Source organism: Pseudomonas sp. TMW 2.1634 (assembly GCF_001703595.1).
Lineage (GTDB): Bacteria > Pseudomonadota > Gammaproteobacteria > Pseudomonadales > Pseudomonadaceae > Aquipseudomonas > Aquipseudomonas fragi.
On sequence record NZ_CP016849.1, the window covers coordinates 2,485,557 to 2,504,347 of the forward strand.

An 18,791-nucleotide genomic window follows, 5' to 3' on the forward strand; every position below is an offset into this window, starting at 1 on the left:
GTCTGGAACCATCACTGTTTCAAAACTTTTCGGGATATGTACGATGTTTTCTCGTCAATGCCTGCCAGCAACCCGGCAATCGGCGCTGCGCAACCCGGCAATCGGGCACCATGCCCACCTGACTTGCGCAGACAGCTATGGACAATAAAAGAGGCAAAGGGCTGTCGTTTGCCAAGCGCATTTACGCGCCGCGTGCCGTCGGCCTGGGGATTGGCTGCTTTAGCGTGATGGCAGCACTTTACCCACTGAATGTGCCGGCATGGATATGGGGCCTGCTGCTGTTTAACGGATTTGTCTGGCCACACCTCGCCTATCAACTGTCGATCCGCTCTGCCTACCCGTATCAGGCCGAGCGCCGCAACATGCTGCTGGACTCGCTGTGGGGCGGTTTCTGGGCCGCGAGCATGCAGTTCAACCCCCTGCCTACCGTCACGATCCTGTCGATGATGATGATGAACAACGTGGCCGCAGGCGGCCCGAAGATGCTGATCCGCGGAGCGTTGGCACAACTGGCCGGTGTCCTGCTGTCGTGGCTGGCCCTGGGGGTCGCTGTCAACCTGGACACCACCGCCATCCAGATCTATGCGTGCCTGCCCATGCTGACGCTCTACCCGTTTGCCGTGGGCATGGTCAGTTATCGCCTGGCTATCAAGCTGGCGGAGCATAAACGCGCACTGAGCACCCTGAGCCGCACCGACAGCCTGACCGGTCTGCTCAACCATGGTTCATGGAAAGACCTGCTGCAACTGAGCTTCCAGCACAGCCAGCAGAGCCATTCACCCACCACGCTGGCCCTGATCGACATCGACCACTTCAAGCGCATCAATGACACCTACGGCCATATTGTCGGCGACAGCGTGTTGCGTCAGCTCAGCCTGGAGCTCAAGCATAACCTGCGCACTGAAGACCTGGCCGGGCGCTACGGCGGTGATGAGTTTTGCGTCATTCTGCCCAACCGTTCACTGGCCCAGGCCCAGGAAATCATGGAGCGGCTGCGCCATGTATTCGCCAACTTCCAGCACGCCGACGAGCCTGGGCTTAACGTCAGCCTGAGCATAGGCCTGGCCACTTGCCGCCCCGAATTCCAGCACGCCAACATGTGGCTGAACGAGGCCGACAAAGCGTTGTACATCGCAAAAAATACGGGCCGCAACAAGGTCAGCGTTGGTTCAGCAGACACGCTTTCAGCGTCAGCGTGGGGCAGCAATCCGCAATAGCCCGGTAAACATCCAGCAAGAAAAGGAAGCCCCATGGCAGCTGAAAACAAACATGCCAACGCCAAGGCCCAGTCAAAAAAGGTCGACCATTTGCGCTTTCACCGCGCCTATGAGCATTTGGCACCAACATTCGGCAGTGACCGGTTCGCCTTGCAGGCTGAAGCCTTTGCCCGCTTTTTTGGCACCCCTGCCTTTCTCGGCGCGCAAACCCTGATCGTGGCGATATGGATCTGTCTCAATCTGTTTGGCGTAACGCACTTTGATATTTATCCGTTCATCCTGCTTAACCTCGCTTTCAGCCTGCAAGCGGCCTACGCCGCACCCTTGATTCTGCTGGCACAAACGCGCCAGGCGGCCCGCGACAAGGCCCAGGCAGATGCAGACGCCCAGCACCGCGAAGCCCTGGCCGTAGCCAATGCCGAACGGCAAGCCGCCGCGGCTCAAACCACAGAGCAGATCATGGCGCTGCTGGAGCAAAACACCCGCCTGACCGAAATGACCAAGCAGTTGACTGAGCGAATAGAAAGCCTGACGTCAGAAATGCACCGGCATTTTGTCCGCAAAGAGCCCTAGGGACTGCTCAGACTCAACTGATGCAACGGCGCACCGCCGAAATCTCGGGCACATCCTGGCGCTGCATATAGACCCGCAGGGGTTCGGTGATATTCAGGCGATCATCGATATTTTGATCCAGCAGCAGCTGAATCAGCTCGCGCTTGAGGGTCATGGTCTCGGCGCCATTGGCCTGCCAGACAAACTCACTGGTCGGGGTGATGTTGTCGTCGGCGACATCCATGCCGAAAGAATCTTCGCTAAAACGGACAATGTGCTGGCCTGTCTTACGATTGAAACCAACAAAGCCGTTAAGTAGGTCGGCGGCCTGGCAGATGAGTTGCGAAGTGATACGCATGGTAAACCTCACTGATGAGCCCAAAGGCTCTGGAACGGTGGTTTACACGCAAGATTCAAGGTTTGCCCCTCTACCGGGGACGTTGTTGGGGCCAAGAATACTGCACATCAGCCTGAAAAATCGCTAAAAAACACATTCCGCTTTTCTGATGGAAAGGATTTCAACCAATGTCCGACACTTTTGGCAAAAGCGCCCTGCTGCTGAGCCTGATTCTGGGTATGGGCCAGGCACAGGCCAACAGCGCACCGAGCGCCACCGAGGCGACACTGGCCAGTGCCCACGGTATCCCCCTCCCCGCCGTCATCGCCCATCGCGGTGCATCCTTCGATGCCCCGGAGTCAACGGCGCCAGCCTACACCCTCGCCCGCGACCTGGGCGCCGATTACCTGGAAATGGACCTGCAGCGCAGCAAGGACGGCGTGCTGTTTGCGCTGCATGACAACAGCCTTCTACGCACCACCGATGTGGCGAAAAAATTCCCGGAGCGCAAGGACAGCCCTGCCAGTGCCTTCACCCTGGCGGAGCTTAAAACCCTGGATGCTGGCAGCTGGTTCAACCAGGCCTACCCGGATCGGGCACGCGCGTCCTACGTTGGCCTGCCGATTTTGACCCTGGATGAAATCATCGATATTGCCCAGGGCAACCCCGAGCACACACCGGGCCTGTATATCGAAACCAAGCAACCCCAGCTGTTCCCGGGCATTGAGCACGACCTGCACCACACACTGAGCAAGCGCGGCTGGCTTGCGCCTGCGACAGGGGCAACAGCTGGTTCGCAGGTGGGTTTGGGCAAGGGCCGAATCATTTTGCAGACGTTCGATAAAAACAGCCTCGAACTGCTGCAAAAAGAAATGCCCGACACCCCGAAGATCCTGCTGCTATGGGTGGGTGAAGGCGGCATGACACCCGACACCAGCGTCAGTTTCGCCGACTCGGGGGCAAAGGATAAAGCCGCGTACTACGCCAAGCAGCAGCCCAAGGACCAGGCCGAGTTCATCCAGTGGCTCGACTTTGCCAAGGCTAACGGCGCCATTGGTACAGGCCCTTCGGCAGCCTTGACCCACGGCGGCGACCAGAGCTATTTCGACCTGATCCAGCCCTGGATGAACAAGGCCACTCATGACCGGGGCCTGCTGGTGCATGTGTACACCCTCGACGCCCCCGTCGATTTCAAGAAGGCAATGGACGCAGGTGTCGATGGCATTTTCACCAACCGCGCCAGCGAGTTGCTCAAGTACTACCAGCGCCCGGCGCCACACAGCGTCAATCAGTTGCTGGAGAACAAGGGGTTCTAAACCTGCGCGTCGGTAACTGGGCGAAAATTAAGGGTGAGTTAAGTTGTGCCGGTTAATCTGATCCCACTTAAACAGATCAACCCAAAGGGACTCAACATGAAAACACTTAACCTGGTATTTGCCACTGTTGCCCTGGCGCTGACCGCCGGTATTGCCCAGGCCGATGTTCGCCCTGACCATATTCCAGGGCTGCTCAAGTCGGGTGAAATCGCCTCGTTTGAAAAGTTGAATCAAGCCGCGCTGGATAAACACCCGGGGGCGACCATTGTTGATACCGAGCTTGATCACTCTTACGGCAAGCTGGTGTATGAGGTTGAATTGCGCGATGCCAAAGGTATCAAGTGGGACGTGGACCTCGACGCCAAAACGGGCGAAGTACTGCAAGACAAACAAGACACCTGAGTTGATTTGAATAAAAACCGCGCCACTCTTTATGAGTCGCGCGGTTTTTTTATTGAGTGCCGGCTGATCAATGAGTGCCGTGTACAAGTGTTCTGGCTAGAATCAGCTTTTTAAGCACGAGCATTTCCCATGGCGCCAGGCGTGGTCGACGATATCGCAACGATTAACCGGATCAGCGCCGTGCCGGCGATGCTTCAGGTGATCGCGGAAATGACCGGCATGCGCTTTGCCGCCGTTGCCCGTGTGACCCAGACAACCTGGACTGCCTGCGCCGTGCTCGACAACCTGGGTTTCGGGTTGCAGCCCGGGGGCGAGCTGGAGCTGGTCAGTACCCTGTGCTTTGAAAGCATGCACTCGCACCAGCCCATCATCATCGACCATGCCAGCGCTGACCCGCTCTACCAGCATCATCACACTCCCAGGATGTACCGCTTTGAAAGCTATATCACGATCCCGGTATGGCGCACTGACGGCCGCTTCTTCGGCACCTTGTGCGCCCTGGACCCGGAGCCTGCCAGCCTGAAAGACAGCACCATCCAATCCACGATGGAGTCTTTTGCCCGGCTGCTCTCGCTGCAGATTGACGCTGAAGAGAACCAGCAACGCACCGAGACTGCCTTGCTGCAAGAGCGTGAAAATGCAGAATTGCGCGAGCAGTTTATCGCCGTGATCGGCCATGACTTGCGCAACCCGCTCTTTGCCATTACCACGGCAGCCGAGCGCCTGCTGCGCAAGTATCCCAACCCGCCGAGCGATGTGCTCGCGCAGCATATCCTCAGCTGTGGCCATCGCGCTTCGCAGTTGGTGGAGGACGTCCTGGACTTTGCCCGGGGCCGCCTGGGCAGCGGTATCCCCCTGACCCTGAGCGAGTGCGGCAATCTCGACCAGGTGTTGCGCCACGTTGTATCAGAAATTCAAAGCGTACACCCCGACCGCTTGATCCAGTCAGATATCGGGCCACTCACAGGCATCCAATGTGACAGTGGCCGTTTGGCGCAACTGCTCTCCAACCTGCTGATCAATGCCATTACCCACGGTGGCCCAAGCGGTGCCGTGCGCGTCAGCGCCCTGACGCTCGATGGGGTGTTCAGCCTCAAGGTATTCAACCAGGGCACGCCCATTGCCCCCGAATTGCTGCCGCACTTGTTCAAACCCTACTCACGCCCGGCCAACCACACGCCCCAGGCCGGTCTCGGCCTTGGCTTGTACATTGCCAGCCAGATCGCCCTGTCCCATGGTGGCCATCTCGAAGTCGCTTCCAATCAAGCACAAGGCACGGTCTTCACCTTCAGCCTGGCGTTACCGCAAGCCTGAGCCCGCCTTTTCTTGCCTCGCTTGGTATGTTGGATGACATCTTTGGCAGTTCACCCATAAAGATGGCCATTTGCTGTATCAGGGCTAAGGTACTCGTTACAAACGTTTGTATCGCTGTTCTGCCATGTACGAAAGGAGTCGTTCATGCACGCTGCAACTGATCTGAAACCGCGCGTATTGCGTCGTATCGGCCAATTCGCTGCGCTGCTCTACAGCCTGTTGAGCTACCTGTTTTTCCTGCTGACATTCCTCTACTTCATGGGCTTTGTGGGCAATGTCGGGGTCCCGAAAAGCATTGATTCGGGAACAGGCCTGGCATGGCCCTGGGCACTGGCGAGCGATATTTTGCTGATCAGCCTGTTTGCCCTGCAGCACAGCCTCATGGCGCGCAAAGGCTTCAAGGACCGCTGGCGCTCTATCATCCCGGTACCTATCGAACGTGCCACCTATGTCTTGGCCTCCAGCGCGGTTCTGGCGCTGCTGTGCGGGTTGTGGCAACCGATCACCAGCGTTGTCTGGAAAGTTGAGTCGCCAGTGGCCACAGGCTTGCTTGTCGCCCTGTACTGGCTCGGATGGGCGATCGTGCTGGTGGCAACTGTTCTGTTCAGCCACTTTGAACTATTCGGCATCAAGCAGGCCCTGGCGCCATTGCTGCGCCCCGCCTCGGTAAACCCCGTATTTCGTACACCTGCACTGTACAAAGTTGTACGCCACCCGATGTACCTGGGGTTTTTGATCGCATTCTGGGCCACACCCGAGATGACTGTCGGGCACCTGGTATTTGCGCTGACCAGCACGCTGTACATCCTGATCGGCACACATCTGGAAGAGAAAGACCTGGTTACCCTGTTTGGTGACAACTACCGCCGTTATCAAAAAAACGTCGCCATGTTGCTGCCCTTTGTACGCCGCAACTCAGGTTCTGAAGACTGACGTGGGAATAAATCTGTATTTGGCTCGATGATCGGTAGAAACTGTCGCGCTGTTCAGCGGTAACTGATGTCACCCATCAGCTACCTCCCATTGCGCCTCAACAGAATTCCGATATGAACACCCGCCTCTGCGCTTACGAAGACCTGACGCTGCGCCAGCGCGAATTACTGCGCGAGATTGAGGTAAGACCTGAGCAAGTGCCATTCTGCGGCACTGTCGAATCGGCCCTGCACGCCCTGCCCACCAAGCCGCACGCGGGTATCAAAGGGTTGGCGTTACTGCGCGATGAACGGCCGGTGGCCTTCTTGCTGCTCAAGCGCGAGCCGTTACTGGCGCATTGGGCCGAAGCCGGCAGTGCCACCCTGCATGCCTTGCAAGTCGACAGCCGGGTCCAGGCTCAGGGGCTGGGCAAGGCCTGCTTGCGCGAACTGCCCCGGGCCATTGATCAGTTCTGGCCCGAGATCCGTCAGTTGATGCTTTCTGTCAGCCCGTTCAACACCAGCGCGCTGGCCTTTTACCTGGGCCAGGGCTGGGTCGAGCGCGGCGAGGCCTATCGTGGCGAAAGGCGCCTGGTGCTTTCACTGCCGGCCTCGCCACTGCCACAACTGCAAGCAGGCTAGGCCGCCTTTTTGATCGGCAACCAGATCTCTACCCGGCCCGTGCCGGCGTCCGGATTGAAGTCGGCGCTGTAACGCTCGAACTCGGGTGCATCAACGGCGGCGTACCCCGACTGCGGCAACCACTGCTTCCAGATCGCCTGAAAGGTCTGGGCCAGGGTATCCAGTGGCCCGTGATGCTCGAACACCGCGTAGGACTGTTCTTGCAGCTCAATCCAGCGATAGCGCTCGGGCAGGTCGTCCAGCTTGCTGATGGCCACACCGGCAATGTATTCGAAACCACCCTCGCCATCGGGATTACAACAAACACCGTAGGTTTCTTCCCCTAACTGGCTAGGTACCTTGCCCAACTCAGGAAGGAATGTGTCCCATAGCTGAGGAATTCGACCTGCGGTCTCTTGAGTGAAACGGCCACCAAAACCCGCAATCAATTGAAAGGGACCTTTGGTGAATCGCGGCGCTGACAGCTCGAACTTTTTTAGTTGATCCATGGGGCATACTCGATGGAGTAAGTAGGAAACCTAGCAACTTAGTATAGGAACAAAAACACAAGCGAGTCGGATCAGTGAAAAATAGCACCTGTTGCCATCTAGACAAAAGTACCTCAGCGCCCTTATTGTCTGGTCCAGACCACCGCAGTGGTCAACGTCGCTCGGACGGTTCCGGGCGCTTACGTACCAGAGGCACACATGGCAGACCAAGGTTCGCCGCGACGCTTTGCGCGCATCGATCGACTCCCCCCCTACGTTTTCAACATCACCGCTGAACTGAAGATGGCCGCCCGACGTCGTGGCGAAGACATCATCGACTTCAGCATGGGCAACCCTGACGGCCCGACACCGCCGCATATCGTTGAAAAGCTCTGCACCGTCGCACAGCGTGAAGACACGCACGGCTACTCGACTTCGCGTGGCATTCCGCGCCTGCGCCGGGCCATTTCTCGCTGGTATGCCGACCGTTACAACGTTGAGATCGATCCCGAGCAGGAAGCCATTGTCACCATCGGCTCCAAGGAAGGCCTGGCGCACTTGATGCTCGCCACCCTGGATCAGGGCGACACCGTACTGGTGCCCAACCCCAGCTACCCGATTCATATCTACGGTGCCGTGATTGCCGGTGCCCAGGTGCGCTCGGTGCCGCTGATCCCCGGCGTGGACTTTTTTGCCGAGCTGGAAAAAGCCATTCGCGGCTCCATCCCCAAGCCGAAAATGATGATCCTGGGCTTCCCGTCCAACCCCACGGCGCAATGTGTCGAGCTGGATTTCTTCGAGCGCGTGGTGGCCCTGGCCAAGCAGTACGATGTGCTGGTGGTCCACGACCTGGCCTACGCCGATATCGTCTATGACGGCTGGAAAGCACCTTCGATCATGCAGGTACCCGGCGCCAAGGACATTGCGGTGGAGTTCTTCACCCTGTCCAAAAGCTACAACATGGCCGGCTGGCGTATCGGTTTTATGGTCGGCAACCCGGAGCTGGTCAATGCCCTGGCGCGGATCAAGAGTTACCACGACTACGGCACCTTCACCCCGCTGCAAGTGGCGGCGATTGCGGCGCTTGAGGGCGACCAGCAGTGCGTCAAGGATATTGCCGAGCAGTATCGCCAACGCCGCAACGTGATCGTCAAAGGGCTGCACGAACTGGGCTGGATGGTCGAAAATCCGAAGGCTTCGATGTATATCTGGGCCAAGATTCCCGAACACTACGCCCACCTGGGCTCACTGGAGTTCGCCAAGAAGCTGCTGGCGGATGCCAAGGTCTGTGTGTCGCCGGGGGTAGGATTTGGTGAATATGGTGATGACCATGTGCGCTTTGCCCTGATTGAAAACCAGGATCGCATTCGTCAGGCGCTGCGAGGGATTCGCGCCATGTTCCGGACTGACGGCTTTAACCCGGGCTAAGCCATAAACCCGTGTGGGAGCGGGCTTGCTCGCGATTGGATCGCTGCGGTGCAATCGATACACCGCGTTGCGCCCATCGCGAGCAAGCCCGCTCCCACAGGTTTGGTGGCGCTTAAACCACCAACGACAGCAGCAGAATAAAGATCAAGCCGACAATCGACAGAATGGTTTCCATCGCGGTCCAGGTCTTGAAGGTTTCAGCCACGGTCATGTTGAAGTACTGCTTCACCAGCCAGAAACCCGCATCGTTGACGTGAGACAGGATCAACGAACCCGCGCCGGTCGCCAGTACCAGCAACTCGCGGTTCACACCCGGAATCAAGTCCACCACCGGCAACACAATCCCAGCCCCGGTAATGGTCGCCACGGTCGCAGAACCCGTCGCGATACGAATCACCGCCGCCACCAGCCAGGCCAGCAGGATCGGCGAGATTTGCGCGTTCACGGCCATATGGCCGATCACGTCACCCACACCGCTGGCTACCAGCATCTGCTTGAAACCGCCGCCCGCACCAATGATCAGAATGATCGCTGCGGTAGGGGCCAGGCTTGCGTCCAGCAATTTGAGGATGCGCTTGGAGTCGATGCCCTGACGGGCGCCAAAGGTGTACAGCGCCAGCAACAATGCCAGCAACAGCGCACTGATCGGGTGACCGATCATGTCCATCCACACGCGGAAGAAGTTGCCGTCAGGCAGCGCAACGTCTGCAAACGTCTTGAGCAACATCAGGAACACCGGCAACAGCACGGTCACCAGGGTGATGGAGAAGCTTGGCAGGGTGCTGGATTCCGGCTCGCTGGCCAGTTGATCCATCAGGTCCTGGGAAGCATGCCCCGGGATGTACTTGGCGATAAACGTGCCGTAAATCGGCCCGGCAATGATCGCGGTCGGCAGCGCTACGATCAGGCCGTACAAGATGGTCTTGCCGATATCGGCACCAAACACGCCAATGGCCAGCAGCGGGCCCGGGTGCGGTGGTACCAGCCCGTGTACGGCGGACAAGCCGGCGAGCAGCGGGATGCCGATCTTGATGATCGACACGCCGGTACGACGCGCAACGATAAACACCAACGGGATCAACAGCACAAAGCCGATTTCGAAAAACAACGGAATACCGACCAGGAAGGCGGCAAACATCATTGCCCACTGCACCTTGTCCTTGCCGAAGGCACGGATCAGGGTGCGGGCGATCTGGTCTGCCCCCCGGAGTCGGCCATCATTTTGCCAAGCATGGTGCCCAATGCCAGGATGATCCCGACAAAGCCCAGCACGCCACCAAAACCGTCCTGGAACGACTTGATGATCAGGTTGGCAGGCATGCCGGCAGTCAGGCCCAGGAACGCCGAGGCAATAATCAGGGCGATAAAGGGGTGCAACTTGAATCGGGTGATCAAAACGATCAGCCCGATAATGGTCACTACTGCATCAAGCAGCAGAAACGTATTGTGGGACATGCCTAGCATGGGGCTTCTCCTGCCTTTTTGTTGTTATCAAGTACGGGGGTGCCGCTACGGCCGAGGCAGATAGCGCTATCTGTTTGAAACAACATCATGAAGTTGCCATTACCGTCTGCTCGCTCCACCAGTCTCGGGCGGCGCTTGCTAATTGTTTAACGTTCATCTGAGCTGCGTTGAGGGTCAGCACCAAAGACTCATTGGTCGGTGATTCAAGTGCAGCGAACTGGCTGTCGATCAGGGTCTTGGGCATGAAATGCCCCGGACGATCGGCCACTCGGGCCGCCGCAACCTCGGGGGTCAGCTCCAGGAACACAAAGCCCAGACCGTCTACCGAACTGCGCAGGCGCTCGCGGTAACGCAGTTTCAGTGCCGAACAGGTCAGCACCGGGCGCTGACCATTGGCAACCGCACGACGCAATTCATCGCACAGGCTGTCAAGCCAGCCGGCGCGATCTTCATCGGTCAGGGGGATGCCGGCACTCATCTTGGCAATGTTGGCCGCCGGGTGAAAAGCATCGCCTTCAATCGGGGTCGCGCCATTGAGCTGGCACAGTGCCTGGCTAACGCTGGATTTGCCGCAGCCGGCAACACCCATGATGACCAGAGCAGTGATAGGTTGACTCATGAAACACCTCAGTCCGTAGACAGCGCTGTCTTTGTCCATGCGTTCAATACTTGAAAGCAAAGCACAAAGCTTAGGCTACCGACGTCTATTTCTCATTTTTATGGGGAGACGCGGAGACGCTCTCGACATACAAAGCTGGGGTAACTGATTTACACGCAATCAGGCAATTGCGGGTCCGATTGGACAGCGCTACCTTAGTGACTTGTTTTTTGTTTGGCAAGCCGCCCTGATGACCACCTCCAAAAACGATAAAAACACCCGAACCACGGGCCGTCCCACCCTTAACGAAGTTGCCCGCCTTGCCGGGGTCAGCCCCATCACCGCTTCGCGTGCTCTGCGCGGCATCAGCAGCGTCGCCACCGAGCTCGCTGCAAAGGTGCGCATTGCGGCCGACGAGCTCAATTATGTGGTCAACCCCGCTGCCCGGGCACTGGCCTCGGCGCAGAGCCACTCGGTGGTGGTGCTGGTGCCTTCACTGTCCAACCTGTTGTTTATTGACACCCTCGAAGCCATCCATGACGTATTGCGCCCAAGGGGCTTTGAAGTCCTGATCGGTAACTTTCACTACTCGCGTGATGAAGAAGAAAACCTGCTGCGCAACTATATGGCCTACCAGCCACGCGGGCTGTTGCTGACAGGCTTTGACCGCTCCGAAAGCTCGCGCCGGATGATCGAGACCAGCAATGTGCCCTGTGTATACATGATGGAGCTGGATGCCGCAGAGGGTGTGAACTGTGTTGGTTTTTCGCAGTTGCAGGCAGGGGAAACCGCCGCCCGCCACCTGATCTCCCGCGGTCGCCGGCGCCTGGCCTATATCGGCGCCCAGCTTGATCAGCGCACGTTGCTGCGTGGCGAAGGGTATCGTCGTGCCTTGCAGGAGGCCGGTTTGTACAACCCGGACCTGGAAATGCTGACGCCTCGCCCGTCTTCCGTCGGCCTGGGCGGGGAACTGTTCCTGCAATTGCTGGCCAGCCATCCGCAGGTGGATGCGATCTTTTTCGGCAACGACGACCTTGCCCAGGGCGCGCTGCTGGAAGCCGCACGCACCGGCATCAAGATTCCGGAGCAAATCGCCATATTGGGCTTCAACGACCTGCCGTCGTCGGAGTTTATGGTGCCGCGCCTGAGCAGCATTCGCACCCCCCGCGAAGCCATTGGCCGTCGCGCAGCCGAGCAAATGCTGACATTGATGGCCGGTAACAAAGTGGCCAACCCGGTGCAGGACATGGGCTTTGAACTGATGGTGCGCGAGAGCAGTTAAAGCTCCCACAACAAACTCCGTAGCAGCTGCCGAAGGAACGAGGCTGCGTCCGGCTGCGCAGCAGTCGCAATCCCGGTGTGCACGATCTCACTGAAACACCGGGGCCGAATGGTTCTGCGAGCGCTTCGCACTCGAACGTAGCCTCGCACGGCTCGTCAACTGCTACAGGGGCTGAAAGAAACTTCAACTGTGGGAGCGAGCAAGCTCGCTCCCACAGGGAACAGAGTATCTACAGGGGGTTGCTGCAGCCTTAGTGCAGCTGCAGCGTCGAATTGAACTGGCTGATGGCATCGACCACATGCCGGGAGCCTTGCTGGATTTCCAGGATGGCCTCCCCCGCTTCATTGGCCAGCGACACGCCAAGGCCGGTGCGGCTCAGGCTCGATTGCATGCTGGTGACCGCGCTCAGCGACAAGTCATGGTTGCGGCGCACCACCTCGACAATTTCCAGGGTGGCGGCACTGGTGCGCGCTGCCAGGCTGCGGACCTCATCGGCCACCACGGCAAAACCGCGACCATGCTCGCCCGCCCTCGCGGCCTCTATCGCAGCATTGAGTGCCAGCAAGTTGGTCTGGTCGGCAATGCCGCGGATGGTCTGCACGATCTTGCCGATGCTGTCCGATTGTTTGCTCACCGCGTCAATGCTTTGCGCCGCTTCATTCAGGTCCTTGGAAATGGCCTCGATAATCTGCACGGTTTGCTGCACCACCTGCGAACCTTTCTGCGCACAGGCATCGTTTTGCACTGAAGTGCTGTGGGCCGATTCAGCAGCTGTTTGCAGATTAGTCACCTGAGCAGTGATATCACTGGCGAACTTCACCACCTTGTACAAGCGACCCTTGGCATCGAAGATCGGGTTGTAGGACGCCTCGAGAAACACCGTATGCCCGTATTTATCGACCCGTTCAAAACGCCTGGAATGGAACTCCCCGCGATTAAGCGAAGCCCAGAAGGCTTTGTAGCCAGCCGACTCGGCCTCACTGCGGCGACAGAACATGCCGTGGTGCTGGCCGACAATTTCGCTCAATGAGTAATGCATGGTGTCGAGAAAGTTCTGATTGGCATTGATCACCCGTCCGTCAGGTGAAAACTCGATCACGGCCATCGACCGCCCCAGGGCATTCACGATGCTCTGGTTTTCGTGCTCTTTGTTGATGCGGTCGGTGATATCCGACGCGACCTTGATTACCCGGGTAACCTGCTGGTCTGCACCGACAATAGGCATGTAGCTGGCTTCCAGCCACACCTCGCGCCCTGTCTTGTCGATCCGTGAAAAGGTGCCACTCAAGGCGGCGCCTTGGCTCAGATCCCGCCAGAAATGGCTGTACTCGCTGGATTTGACGTAAGCCTCTTCACAAAAAATCCGGTGGTGCTTGCCGCGAATCTCGTCAGCGGTGTAGCCCACCACCCTGCAAAAGTTCTCGTTGGCGTCCAGGATAGTGCCGTCGGGGGCAAATTCAATAATCGCCATAGAGCGGCTGACCGCCTCCAGCTTGGCCGTCATGTCATTTAACGCGTCGTTAAGACGGTGATTCTCAAGCAGGTCGGCTTTGCGATGCGAATTAAACATGACTCAATCCCTGGAGGTGCTGTCTATTGATAATTCAAAAGTTTCAAGACACAGCAAGTTGCCTGTGTTTGTGACTCTTAACGTTAGAGCTGTACACACTTCAAGGGTTTGAACACTGATGGCTCAGGCCCCGTAAACATGGAGCATAGCTAGCCAAATGACGCACGCAAGCAAATGGCCATCAACCTGCGACGGAACGCTCATGCTATAAAAATTTCGCGAATAGAGGATGCGCGCTTTAAAACCACAGGGGCCCAAGCACAGAGCCCCTGCCAGCCTGCTTAATGCCCGAACAAACCGGCATCGGTTTTTTTCGACTTTTTATCGGCGCGTTTTTCAACTGCTGTCTTGGCCGGTTTTTTCTTCGCTGCTTTCTTTGAATCCATACCTTTGGACATGTTACGCACTCCACGAGTCAAGGGTCTTAACTCAGGTATAGCACTGATCGGCGGCAAACTTTTATTTAACCGCGGTTATTCGCAAATGAATGAAGCAACTCAGGTTTTAATTTCAAATAAACCTCAACCGTAAACATCGCCGAGCGCGGTTTCATCTACGCGGTTTGTTTATAATGCGCGCCCTGCCCTGATACCGCGTGAAGTTATGACCGCCATTGTTTACGCCCCGCTTGAAGCGCCTTTGTGGCCATTGATGAACAAGTTTTACCGCGCTCACCAGTCGTCGATGAAAGCGGTCAAGGATGCGCAATTGTGGGTCGCCCGCCAGCAGGACATTGTCGCGGGGCTGTGTTTGCGGCCGATGGCCCAGGGCTATTGGCTGACCGGGTTGTTTGTCGCGCCGGCGCTACGCGGCCAGGGGGTGGCGGGCGCACTGGTAAAACAGGCGATAACAAGCTGTGAGGGCACAGTCTGGCTGTTCTGTGACCCGCAGCTGCAAGCCTTCTATGAAAGGCTAGGGTTCAGCCTGGACGTGGACTTGCCCCACGCCCTGCACGAGCGTCTGGTTCGCTATCAACGTAACAAGGCGATGATAGCGATGGGCCTCACTCCTTCGTGCCTGGCTCCAGATCAGGAAACAGCACCTCGATAAAACCGAATTTGCTGAAGTCCTTGATGCGTGAAGGGTACAGACGGCCGATCAAATGATCGCACTCATGCTGCACAACCCGCGCATGAAACCCCTCTGCAACCCGTACGACTGGCTCACCTTTGGGGGTGAAACCTTCGTAACGGATCTTGTGAAAGCGCTCTACGACCCCGCGCAGGCCCGGTACTGACAGGCAGCCCTCCCAGTCTTCCTCAAGCGCCGGGCTCAACGGAGTGATCAGGGGGTTGATCAGAATGGTCTGCGGTACAGCTTCGGCATCCGGGTAGCGCTCGCTGTGCTCAAAACCAAAGACCACCAATTGCAGGTCAACGCCAATCTGCGGCGCTGCCAGGCCCACGCCACCCGCGTGCTCCATGGTCTGCAACATGTCGTCGAGGAGTTGCCAGAGTTCTGGCGTGTCGAACATTTCAGCCGGTACCGGCTGGGCTACGCGCAATAGACGCTCATCGCCCATTTTCAGGATTTCACGAATCATGGTCAGGCTTCATCTGAAGTGGCTTTAATGGAATGGTCGCGCCCAAGCCCGGAGACATGTTGCTTGGGATCAGGGTCGTCGGCCTCGTCGAATGTTTTCTCGCCCGGGTTCTTGCCTTCAGCCGACATATGTTCGATCACGGCATTCATTTCAGCACCCAGCAACAACACCGCCGATGAAATGTAGAAGTACAGCAACAGCACGATGATTGCACCGATACTGCCATACATGGCGTTGTAGTCTGCGAAGGTTTTGACATAAAAAGCAAAACCCAAAGACGCCACGATCCAGACCACCACGGCCAACACCGAGCCCGGCGTAATAAAGCGAAACTTCTGCTCCACATCGGGCATCACGTAATACATCAATGCCACCGCTACCATCATCAGCAGAATAATCGCCGGCCAGCGCAGGATGGTCCACAGCGTTACGACAAAGTCTTCAAGACCCACCTGCCCCGCCAGCCAGCTCATGACTTGTGGCCCCAGCACCATCAGCGCGGCGGCCACCAGCAGCATGCCGGCAATGCCGATGGTGTAGAAAATCGACAGCGGAAAACGCTTCCAGATGGGCCGTCCTTCAACTACATCGTAAGCGGCGTTCATCGCACTCATCATCAAGCGCACACCCGCCGAAGCCGTCCACAGCGCAATCACGATACCCACCGAGAGCAGGCCACCCTTGGATTGCTGCAACTGGTCGATCACCGGGTTGACCTGCTCCAGCGCCTGCGGCGGCAGGACCAGTTCGGATTGCAGGCGCAGCCAGGTAAAGAAATCAGGCAGATGCAAAAAGCCGATCAATGCGATCAGGAACAGAATGAACGGGAATAACGAAAACAGCATTTGATAGGCCAGCGCCGAGGCGTAGGTCGACATTTCATCGTCGATAAATTCCTTGACCGTTCGGATCAAGACTTTGCCCAAAGGCAGGCCGTTCAAGCCTGGGAATAACATAGCGTCTCCTTTCGCCGCATCGTTAATGAGGTCAACACGCCTCCAAGCGAAGGGTTTTACCTAAAAGTAGCCCAATTGGCGACTTTGAAAACACCGGATCGCCAAACCCGTAAAAAGGCCAACCCAACATTGACCCTGTGGCCCGGCATCGAGTTTCATTTATTTTCTGCCCATCATTTCGTCGATCAGCGCAGGTTGGGCTTTATGTTTGCCCGCTAACCCCCGAGAATACGCGACGTATTCAGGCTATGGCGCTGAAGATCCGCAATTGTAGGAAGGTTATGAAACTCGATAAAAAGCTGGCTATTGCCCGCAGGAACCAGGAACTCGGCGGCGCGGTACTCGGCGTCAACAACTGCCATTTCGCCGCACTGAACACCAACAAGAACATTTGGTGGTTCGATATTCCGCTGGCTCGTCTGGCTGTGGGCCAGTACGAATGGGTGCATTTGTTGCTGCACACCCCAAGCACCGACGAACTGCTGCACCTGAAGGTGACCACTGCATTCTTGCGTGAAAAGCGCGAAGGCATGGTAGTACGTGCGACGCACAAGCGTACGCCGACCATGAGCCTTGAGCTGAGCGCAGACAAAGACTCCTACCTGCAGGACGTGCGCCCTACAGGTACTGGTGTTAATTTCGCACAGTTCTTGTTGTAGTCGCTGCCGAAGGCTGCGAAGGGTTGCGTAGCAGCCCGTTTTTTTGAACGCCACACACCTGTATCGCAGCCTTCGGCAGCGACTACAAGCGTTGGGTTTCAAAACGAAAAAGCCCCGCAATGCGGGGCTTTTTCATTTCCAGGCCGGTTACTTCTTGAGACCCAGCTTTTTCAGTTCTTCATCGCGCAACTCACGACGCAGGATCTTGCCTACGTTGGTAGTCGGCAAGCTGTCGCGGAACTCGACGAATTTCGGCGCTTTATAAGCCGTCAGATTGGCGCGCATATGCTTCATGACCTCATCCTTGGTCAAGGTCATGCCCGGCTTGACCACGATAAACACCTTGATCAGCTCACCGGTTTTCTCATCCGGAATACCGATTGCCGCAGACTGCAGCACGCCAGGCAAGGAAGCCATGACATCTTCCAGCTCATTGGGGTACACATTGAACCCCGACACCAGAATCATGTCTTTTTTGCGGTCGACAATCCGGATATAGCCATCGGGCTGAATCACGGCGATATCACCGGACTTCAACCAGCCTTCGCTGTCCATGATCTCGGCGGTAGCGTCAGGGCGCTCCCAGTAGCCTTTCATGACTTGCGGGCCCTTGATGCACAGCTCGCCGACTTCACCCAGCGGCAGCTCTTCACCGGCATCGTTGATCACTTTGCACAGGGTCGAAGGCACTGGAATGCCGATGGTGCCAACCTGGATGCTCTGGGCCGGGTTGACCGTGGCCACCGGGCTGGTTTCGGTCATGCCATAACCTTCGCAGATCGGGCAACCGGTCACGGTTTTCCAGCGCTCAGCCACCGACAGCTGCAAGGCCATGCCGCCCGATAACGTCACCTTGAGGGCCGAAAAGTCCAGTTTGCGGAACGCTTCGTTATTGCACAGCGCCACGAACAGGGTGTTAAGGCCCACAAAGCCGGTGAACTTCCACTTGGACAGTTCTTTAACCATCGCCGGCAAATCCCGGGGGTTGCTGATCAGTATGTTGTGGTTACCCAGCAACATCATCGCCATGCAGTGAAAGGTAAACGCATAGATGTGGTACAGCGGCAGTGGCGTGATCAGGATTTCACAACCTTCATCGAGGTTGGAAGCCATCAGCGCCTTGCACTGCAACATGTTGGCAATCAGGTTGCGGTGGCTCAGCATCGCGCCCTTGGCCACACCGGTGGTGCCGCCGGTGTACTGCAGCACGGCAACATCACTGCTTACCGGGCTGGCTTCCTTGACCGGCTGGCCCTGCCCCTTGCTCAGCACATCGTTGAACTTGATGGCCTGCGGCAAGTGATAAGCCGGGACCATCTTCTTCACATACTTGATAACGCTGTTGATCAGCACGCGCTTGAACGGCGACAGCATGTCGGCCACTTCAGTGACGATCACATACTTGACCGAAGTCTGCGGCACGACCTTTTCGGCCAGGTGCGCCATGTTCGCCAGGCACACCAGGGCCTTGGCGCCGGAATCCTTGAACTGGTGTTCCATTTCCCGCGCGGTGTACAGCGGGTTGGTGTTGACCACGATCAAGCCGGCGCGGATGGCTCCGAACACAGCGATCGGGTATTGCAGCAGGTTGGGCAACTGCACGGCGATGCGATCGCCCGGCTGCAGGTCGGTGTGCTGTTGCAACCAGGCAGCAAACGCGCCGGACTGCTCATAAAGCTCACCGTAGGTGATGGTTTTGCCGAGGTTACTGAACGCCGGTTTGTCGGCGAACCGCTGACAAGATTCCCGCAGTACCGTCTGAATATTTGGGTATTCATCAGGATTGATCTCAGCAGCAATCCCAGCTGGGTACTTATCCTTCCAAAAGCCTTCAATCATGGAAGCCCACTCCTCAGCGTCGCGAATTCTTCACCGCATCGGGTGCGGTTCTTATTTGTTTGATTTTTATAATGGAAAGCTCTGACTTGCTCTTACCCTGAAGTCACAAAGCGCGCCGAGAGTAGCAGCTTTGCCAAAGGCCGCCTAGAGCCTGCAAGCGTGTTTAGAGTCACATTCCTGACTGTAGGACAATCCAAAGTCATCATTAGTGCAAATACTCTATTACCTTCAAGAGCCCTCTATACCGGGCATTTCAGAGCATTATCATAGACATAAAAAAACGCCCGCAGCCTT

Annotated in this window: 18 protein-coding genes and 2 pseudogenes; 11 read left to right on the forward strand and 9 right to left on the reverse strand. The window is 57.2% G+C overall.

The annotated features are described in order from the left end of the window. Positions 1–137 precede the first annotated feature (137 nt). Positions 138–1,217 carry a diguanylate cyclase gene (locus BFC21_RS11800; protein WP_120266159.1) on the forward strand — a complete coding sequence of 360 codons (1,080 nt, stop codon included), beginning with the start codon at positions 138–140 and terminating at the stop codon, positions 1,215–1,217. A gap of 33 nt (positions 1,218–1,250) precedes the next feature. Further along, the gene (locus tag BFC21_RS11805) at positions 1,251–1,790 is read left to right on the forward strand and encodes a DUF1003 domain-containing protein (protein ID WP_120266160.1); all 540 of its coding nucleotides are present in this window, start codon (positions 1,251–1,253) and stop codon (positions 1,788–1,790) included. A gap of 13 nt (positions 1,791–1,803) precedes the next feature. On the opposite strand, the gene BFC21_RS11810 is transcribed toward BFC21_RS11805, so the two are convergent. After that, the gene (locus BFC21_RS11810; protein ID WP_095004579.1) at positions 1,804–2,127 is read right to left on the reverse strand and encodes a DUF2025 family protein; all 324 of its coding nucleotides are present in this window, start codon (positions 2,125–2,127) and stop codon (positions 1,804–1,806) included. 167 nt (positions 2,128–2,294) lie between these two features. On the opposite strand from BFC21_RS11810, the gene BFC21_RS11815 reads away from it, so the two are divergent. The 5 genes from BFC21_RS11815 (at position 2,295) to BFC21_RS11835 (ending at position 6,691) form a co-directional block, all read left to right on the forward strand. Beyond that, positions 2,295–3,422: a glycerophosphodiester phosphodiesterase gene (locus tag BFC21_RS11815; RefSeq protein ID WP_120266161.1), complete on the forward strand. Its 1,128-nt coding sequence runs from the start codon at positions 2,295–2,297 to the stop codon at positions 3,420–3,422. A 96-nt stretch (positions 3,423–3,518) separates the two neighbouring features. Continuing rightward, positions 3,519–3,824, forward strand: coding sequence for a PepSY domain-containing protein (locus tag BFC21_RS11820; RefSeq protein ID WP_088377949.1), 306 nt, complete (start codon positions 3,519–3,521; stop codon positions 3,822–3,824). Between the two features lie 129 nt (positions 3,825–3,953). Then, positions 3,954–5,138: a GAF domain-containing sensor histidine kinase gene (locus BFC21_RS11825; RefSeq protein WP_088377950.1), complete on the forward strand. Its 1,185-nt coding sequence runs from the start codon at positions 3,954–3,956 to the stop codon at positions 5,136–5,138. Between the two features lie 144 nt (positions 5,139–5,282). Then, positions 5,283–6,071 (forward strand): methanethiol S-methyltransferase, encoded by a 789-nt coding sequence (gene mddA, locus BFC21_RS11830; RefSeq protein WP_120266162.1) that lies wholly within the window; start codon positions 5,283–5,285, stop codon positions 6,069–6,071. 113 nt (positions 6,072–6,184) lie between these two features. Beyond that, positions 6,185–6,691: an N-acetyltransferase gene (locus tag BFC21_RS11835; RefSeq protein ID WP_016782103.1), complete on the forward strand. Its 507-nt coding sequence runs from the start codon at positions 6,185–6,187 to the stop codon at positions 6,689–6,691. Here BFC21_RS11835 and BFC21_RS11840 read toward each other — a convergent pair. Beyond that, a complete protein-coding gene (locus BFC21_RS11840; protein ID WP_088377952.1) occupies positions 6,688–7,179 on the reverse strand; it encodes a GyrI-like domain-containing protein in 492 nt (163 codons plus the stop codon). The two genes, BFC21_RS11835 and BFC21_RS11840, sit on opposite strands and share 4 nt — an antisense overlap. Positions 7,180–7,377: 198 nt before the next feature. Here BFC21_RS11840 and alaC point away from each other — a divergent pair, with 198 nt between their 5' ends. Then, positions 7,378–8,586, forward strand: coding sequence for an alanine transaminase (alaC, locus tag BFC21_RS11845; protein ID WP_088377953.1), 1,209 nt, complete (start codon positions 7,378–7,380; stop codon positions 8,584–8,586). 112 nt (positions 8,587–8,698) lie between these two features. Here the strand turns inward: alaC and BFC21_RS11850 are convergent. Continuing rightward, a pseudogene (locus tag BFC21_RS11850) lies at positions 8,699–10,050 on the reverse strand (GntP family permease). Positions 10,051–10,135: 85 nt separating this feature from the next. Next, positions 10,136–10,669: a gluconokinase gene (locus BFC21_RS11855; RefSeq protein WP_016782099.1), complete on the reverse strand. Its 534-nt coding sequence runs from the start codon at positions 10,667–10,669 to the stop codon at positions 10,136–10,138. 229 nt (positions 10,670–10,898) lie between these two features. Between BFC21_RS11855 and BFC21_RS11860 the strand changes: the two genes are divergently transcribed. Beyond that, positions 10,899–11,930, forward strand: a complete 1,032-nt coding sequence (locus BFC21_RS11860) for a LacI family DNA-binding transcriptional regulator (RefSeq protein WP_029611559.1) — start codon at positions 10,899–10,901, stop codon at positions 11,928–11,930. 250 nt (positions 11,931–12,180) lie between these two features. Here BFC21_RS11860 and BFC21_RS27810 read toward each other — a convergent pair whose 3' ends face one another. Continuing rightward, complete coding sequence (locus BFC21_RS27810; RefSeq protein ID WP_369782763.1) at positions 12,181–12,753, reverse strand: methyl-accepting chemotaxis protein; 573 nt, start codon at positions 12,751–12,753, stop codon at positions 12,181–12,183. Continuing rightward, positions 12,730–13,500, reverse strand: a pseudogene (locus BFC21_RS27815) (PAS domain-containing protein); the annotation flags it as partial. The gene BFC21_RS27810 and the pseudogene BFC21_RS27815, both read right to left, overlap by 24 nt. Positions 13,501–14,103: 603 nt before the next feature. Between BFC21_RS27815 and BFC21_RS11870 the strand changes: the two are divergent. Further along, positions 14,104–14,550: a GNAT family N-acetyltransferase gene (locus tag BFC21_RS11870; RefSeq protein WP_095004585.1), complete on the forward strand. Its 447-nt coding sequence runs from the start codon at positions 14,104–14,106 to the stop codon at positions 14,548–14,550. On the opposite strand, the gene def is transcribed toward BFC21_RS11870, so the two are convergent. Next, positions 14,504–15,043: a peptide deformylase gene (gene def / locus BFC21_RS11875; protein WP_088377955.1), complete on the reverse strand. Its 540-nt coding sequence runs from the start codon at positions 15,041–15,043 to the stop codon at positions 14,504–14,506. The genes BFC21_RS11870 and def overlap by 47 nt on opposite strands. Positions 15,044–15,045: 2 nt before the next feature. Further along, on the reverse strand, positions 15,046–15,999 hold the full coding sequence (locus tag BFC21_RS11880; RefSeq protein ID WP_088377956.1) for a YihY/virulence factor BrkB family protein: 954 nt from the start codon (positions 15,997–15,999) through the stop codon (positions 15,046–15,048). A gap of 281 nt (positions 16,000–16,280) precedes the next feature. Between BFC21_RS11880 and BFC21_RS11885 the strand changes: the two genes are divergently transcribed. Beyond that, positions 16,281–16,658, forward strand: coding sequence for a hypothetical protein (locus tag BFC21_RS11885; RefSeq protein WP_095004586.1), 378 nt, complete (start codon positions 16,281–16,283; stop codon positions 16,656–16,658). 147 nt (positions 16,659–16,805) lie between these two features. Here BFC21_RS11885 and fadD1 read toward each other — a convergent pair whose 3' ends face one another. Next, positions 16,806–18,497, reverse strand: coding sequence for a long-chain-fatty-acid--CoA ligase FadD1 (fadD1, locus tag BFC21_RS11890; protein WP_016782091.1), 1,692 nt, complete (start codon positions 18,495–18,497; stop codon positions 16,806–16,808). Between the last annotated feature and the right edge of the window lie 294 nt (positions 18,498–18,791).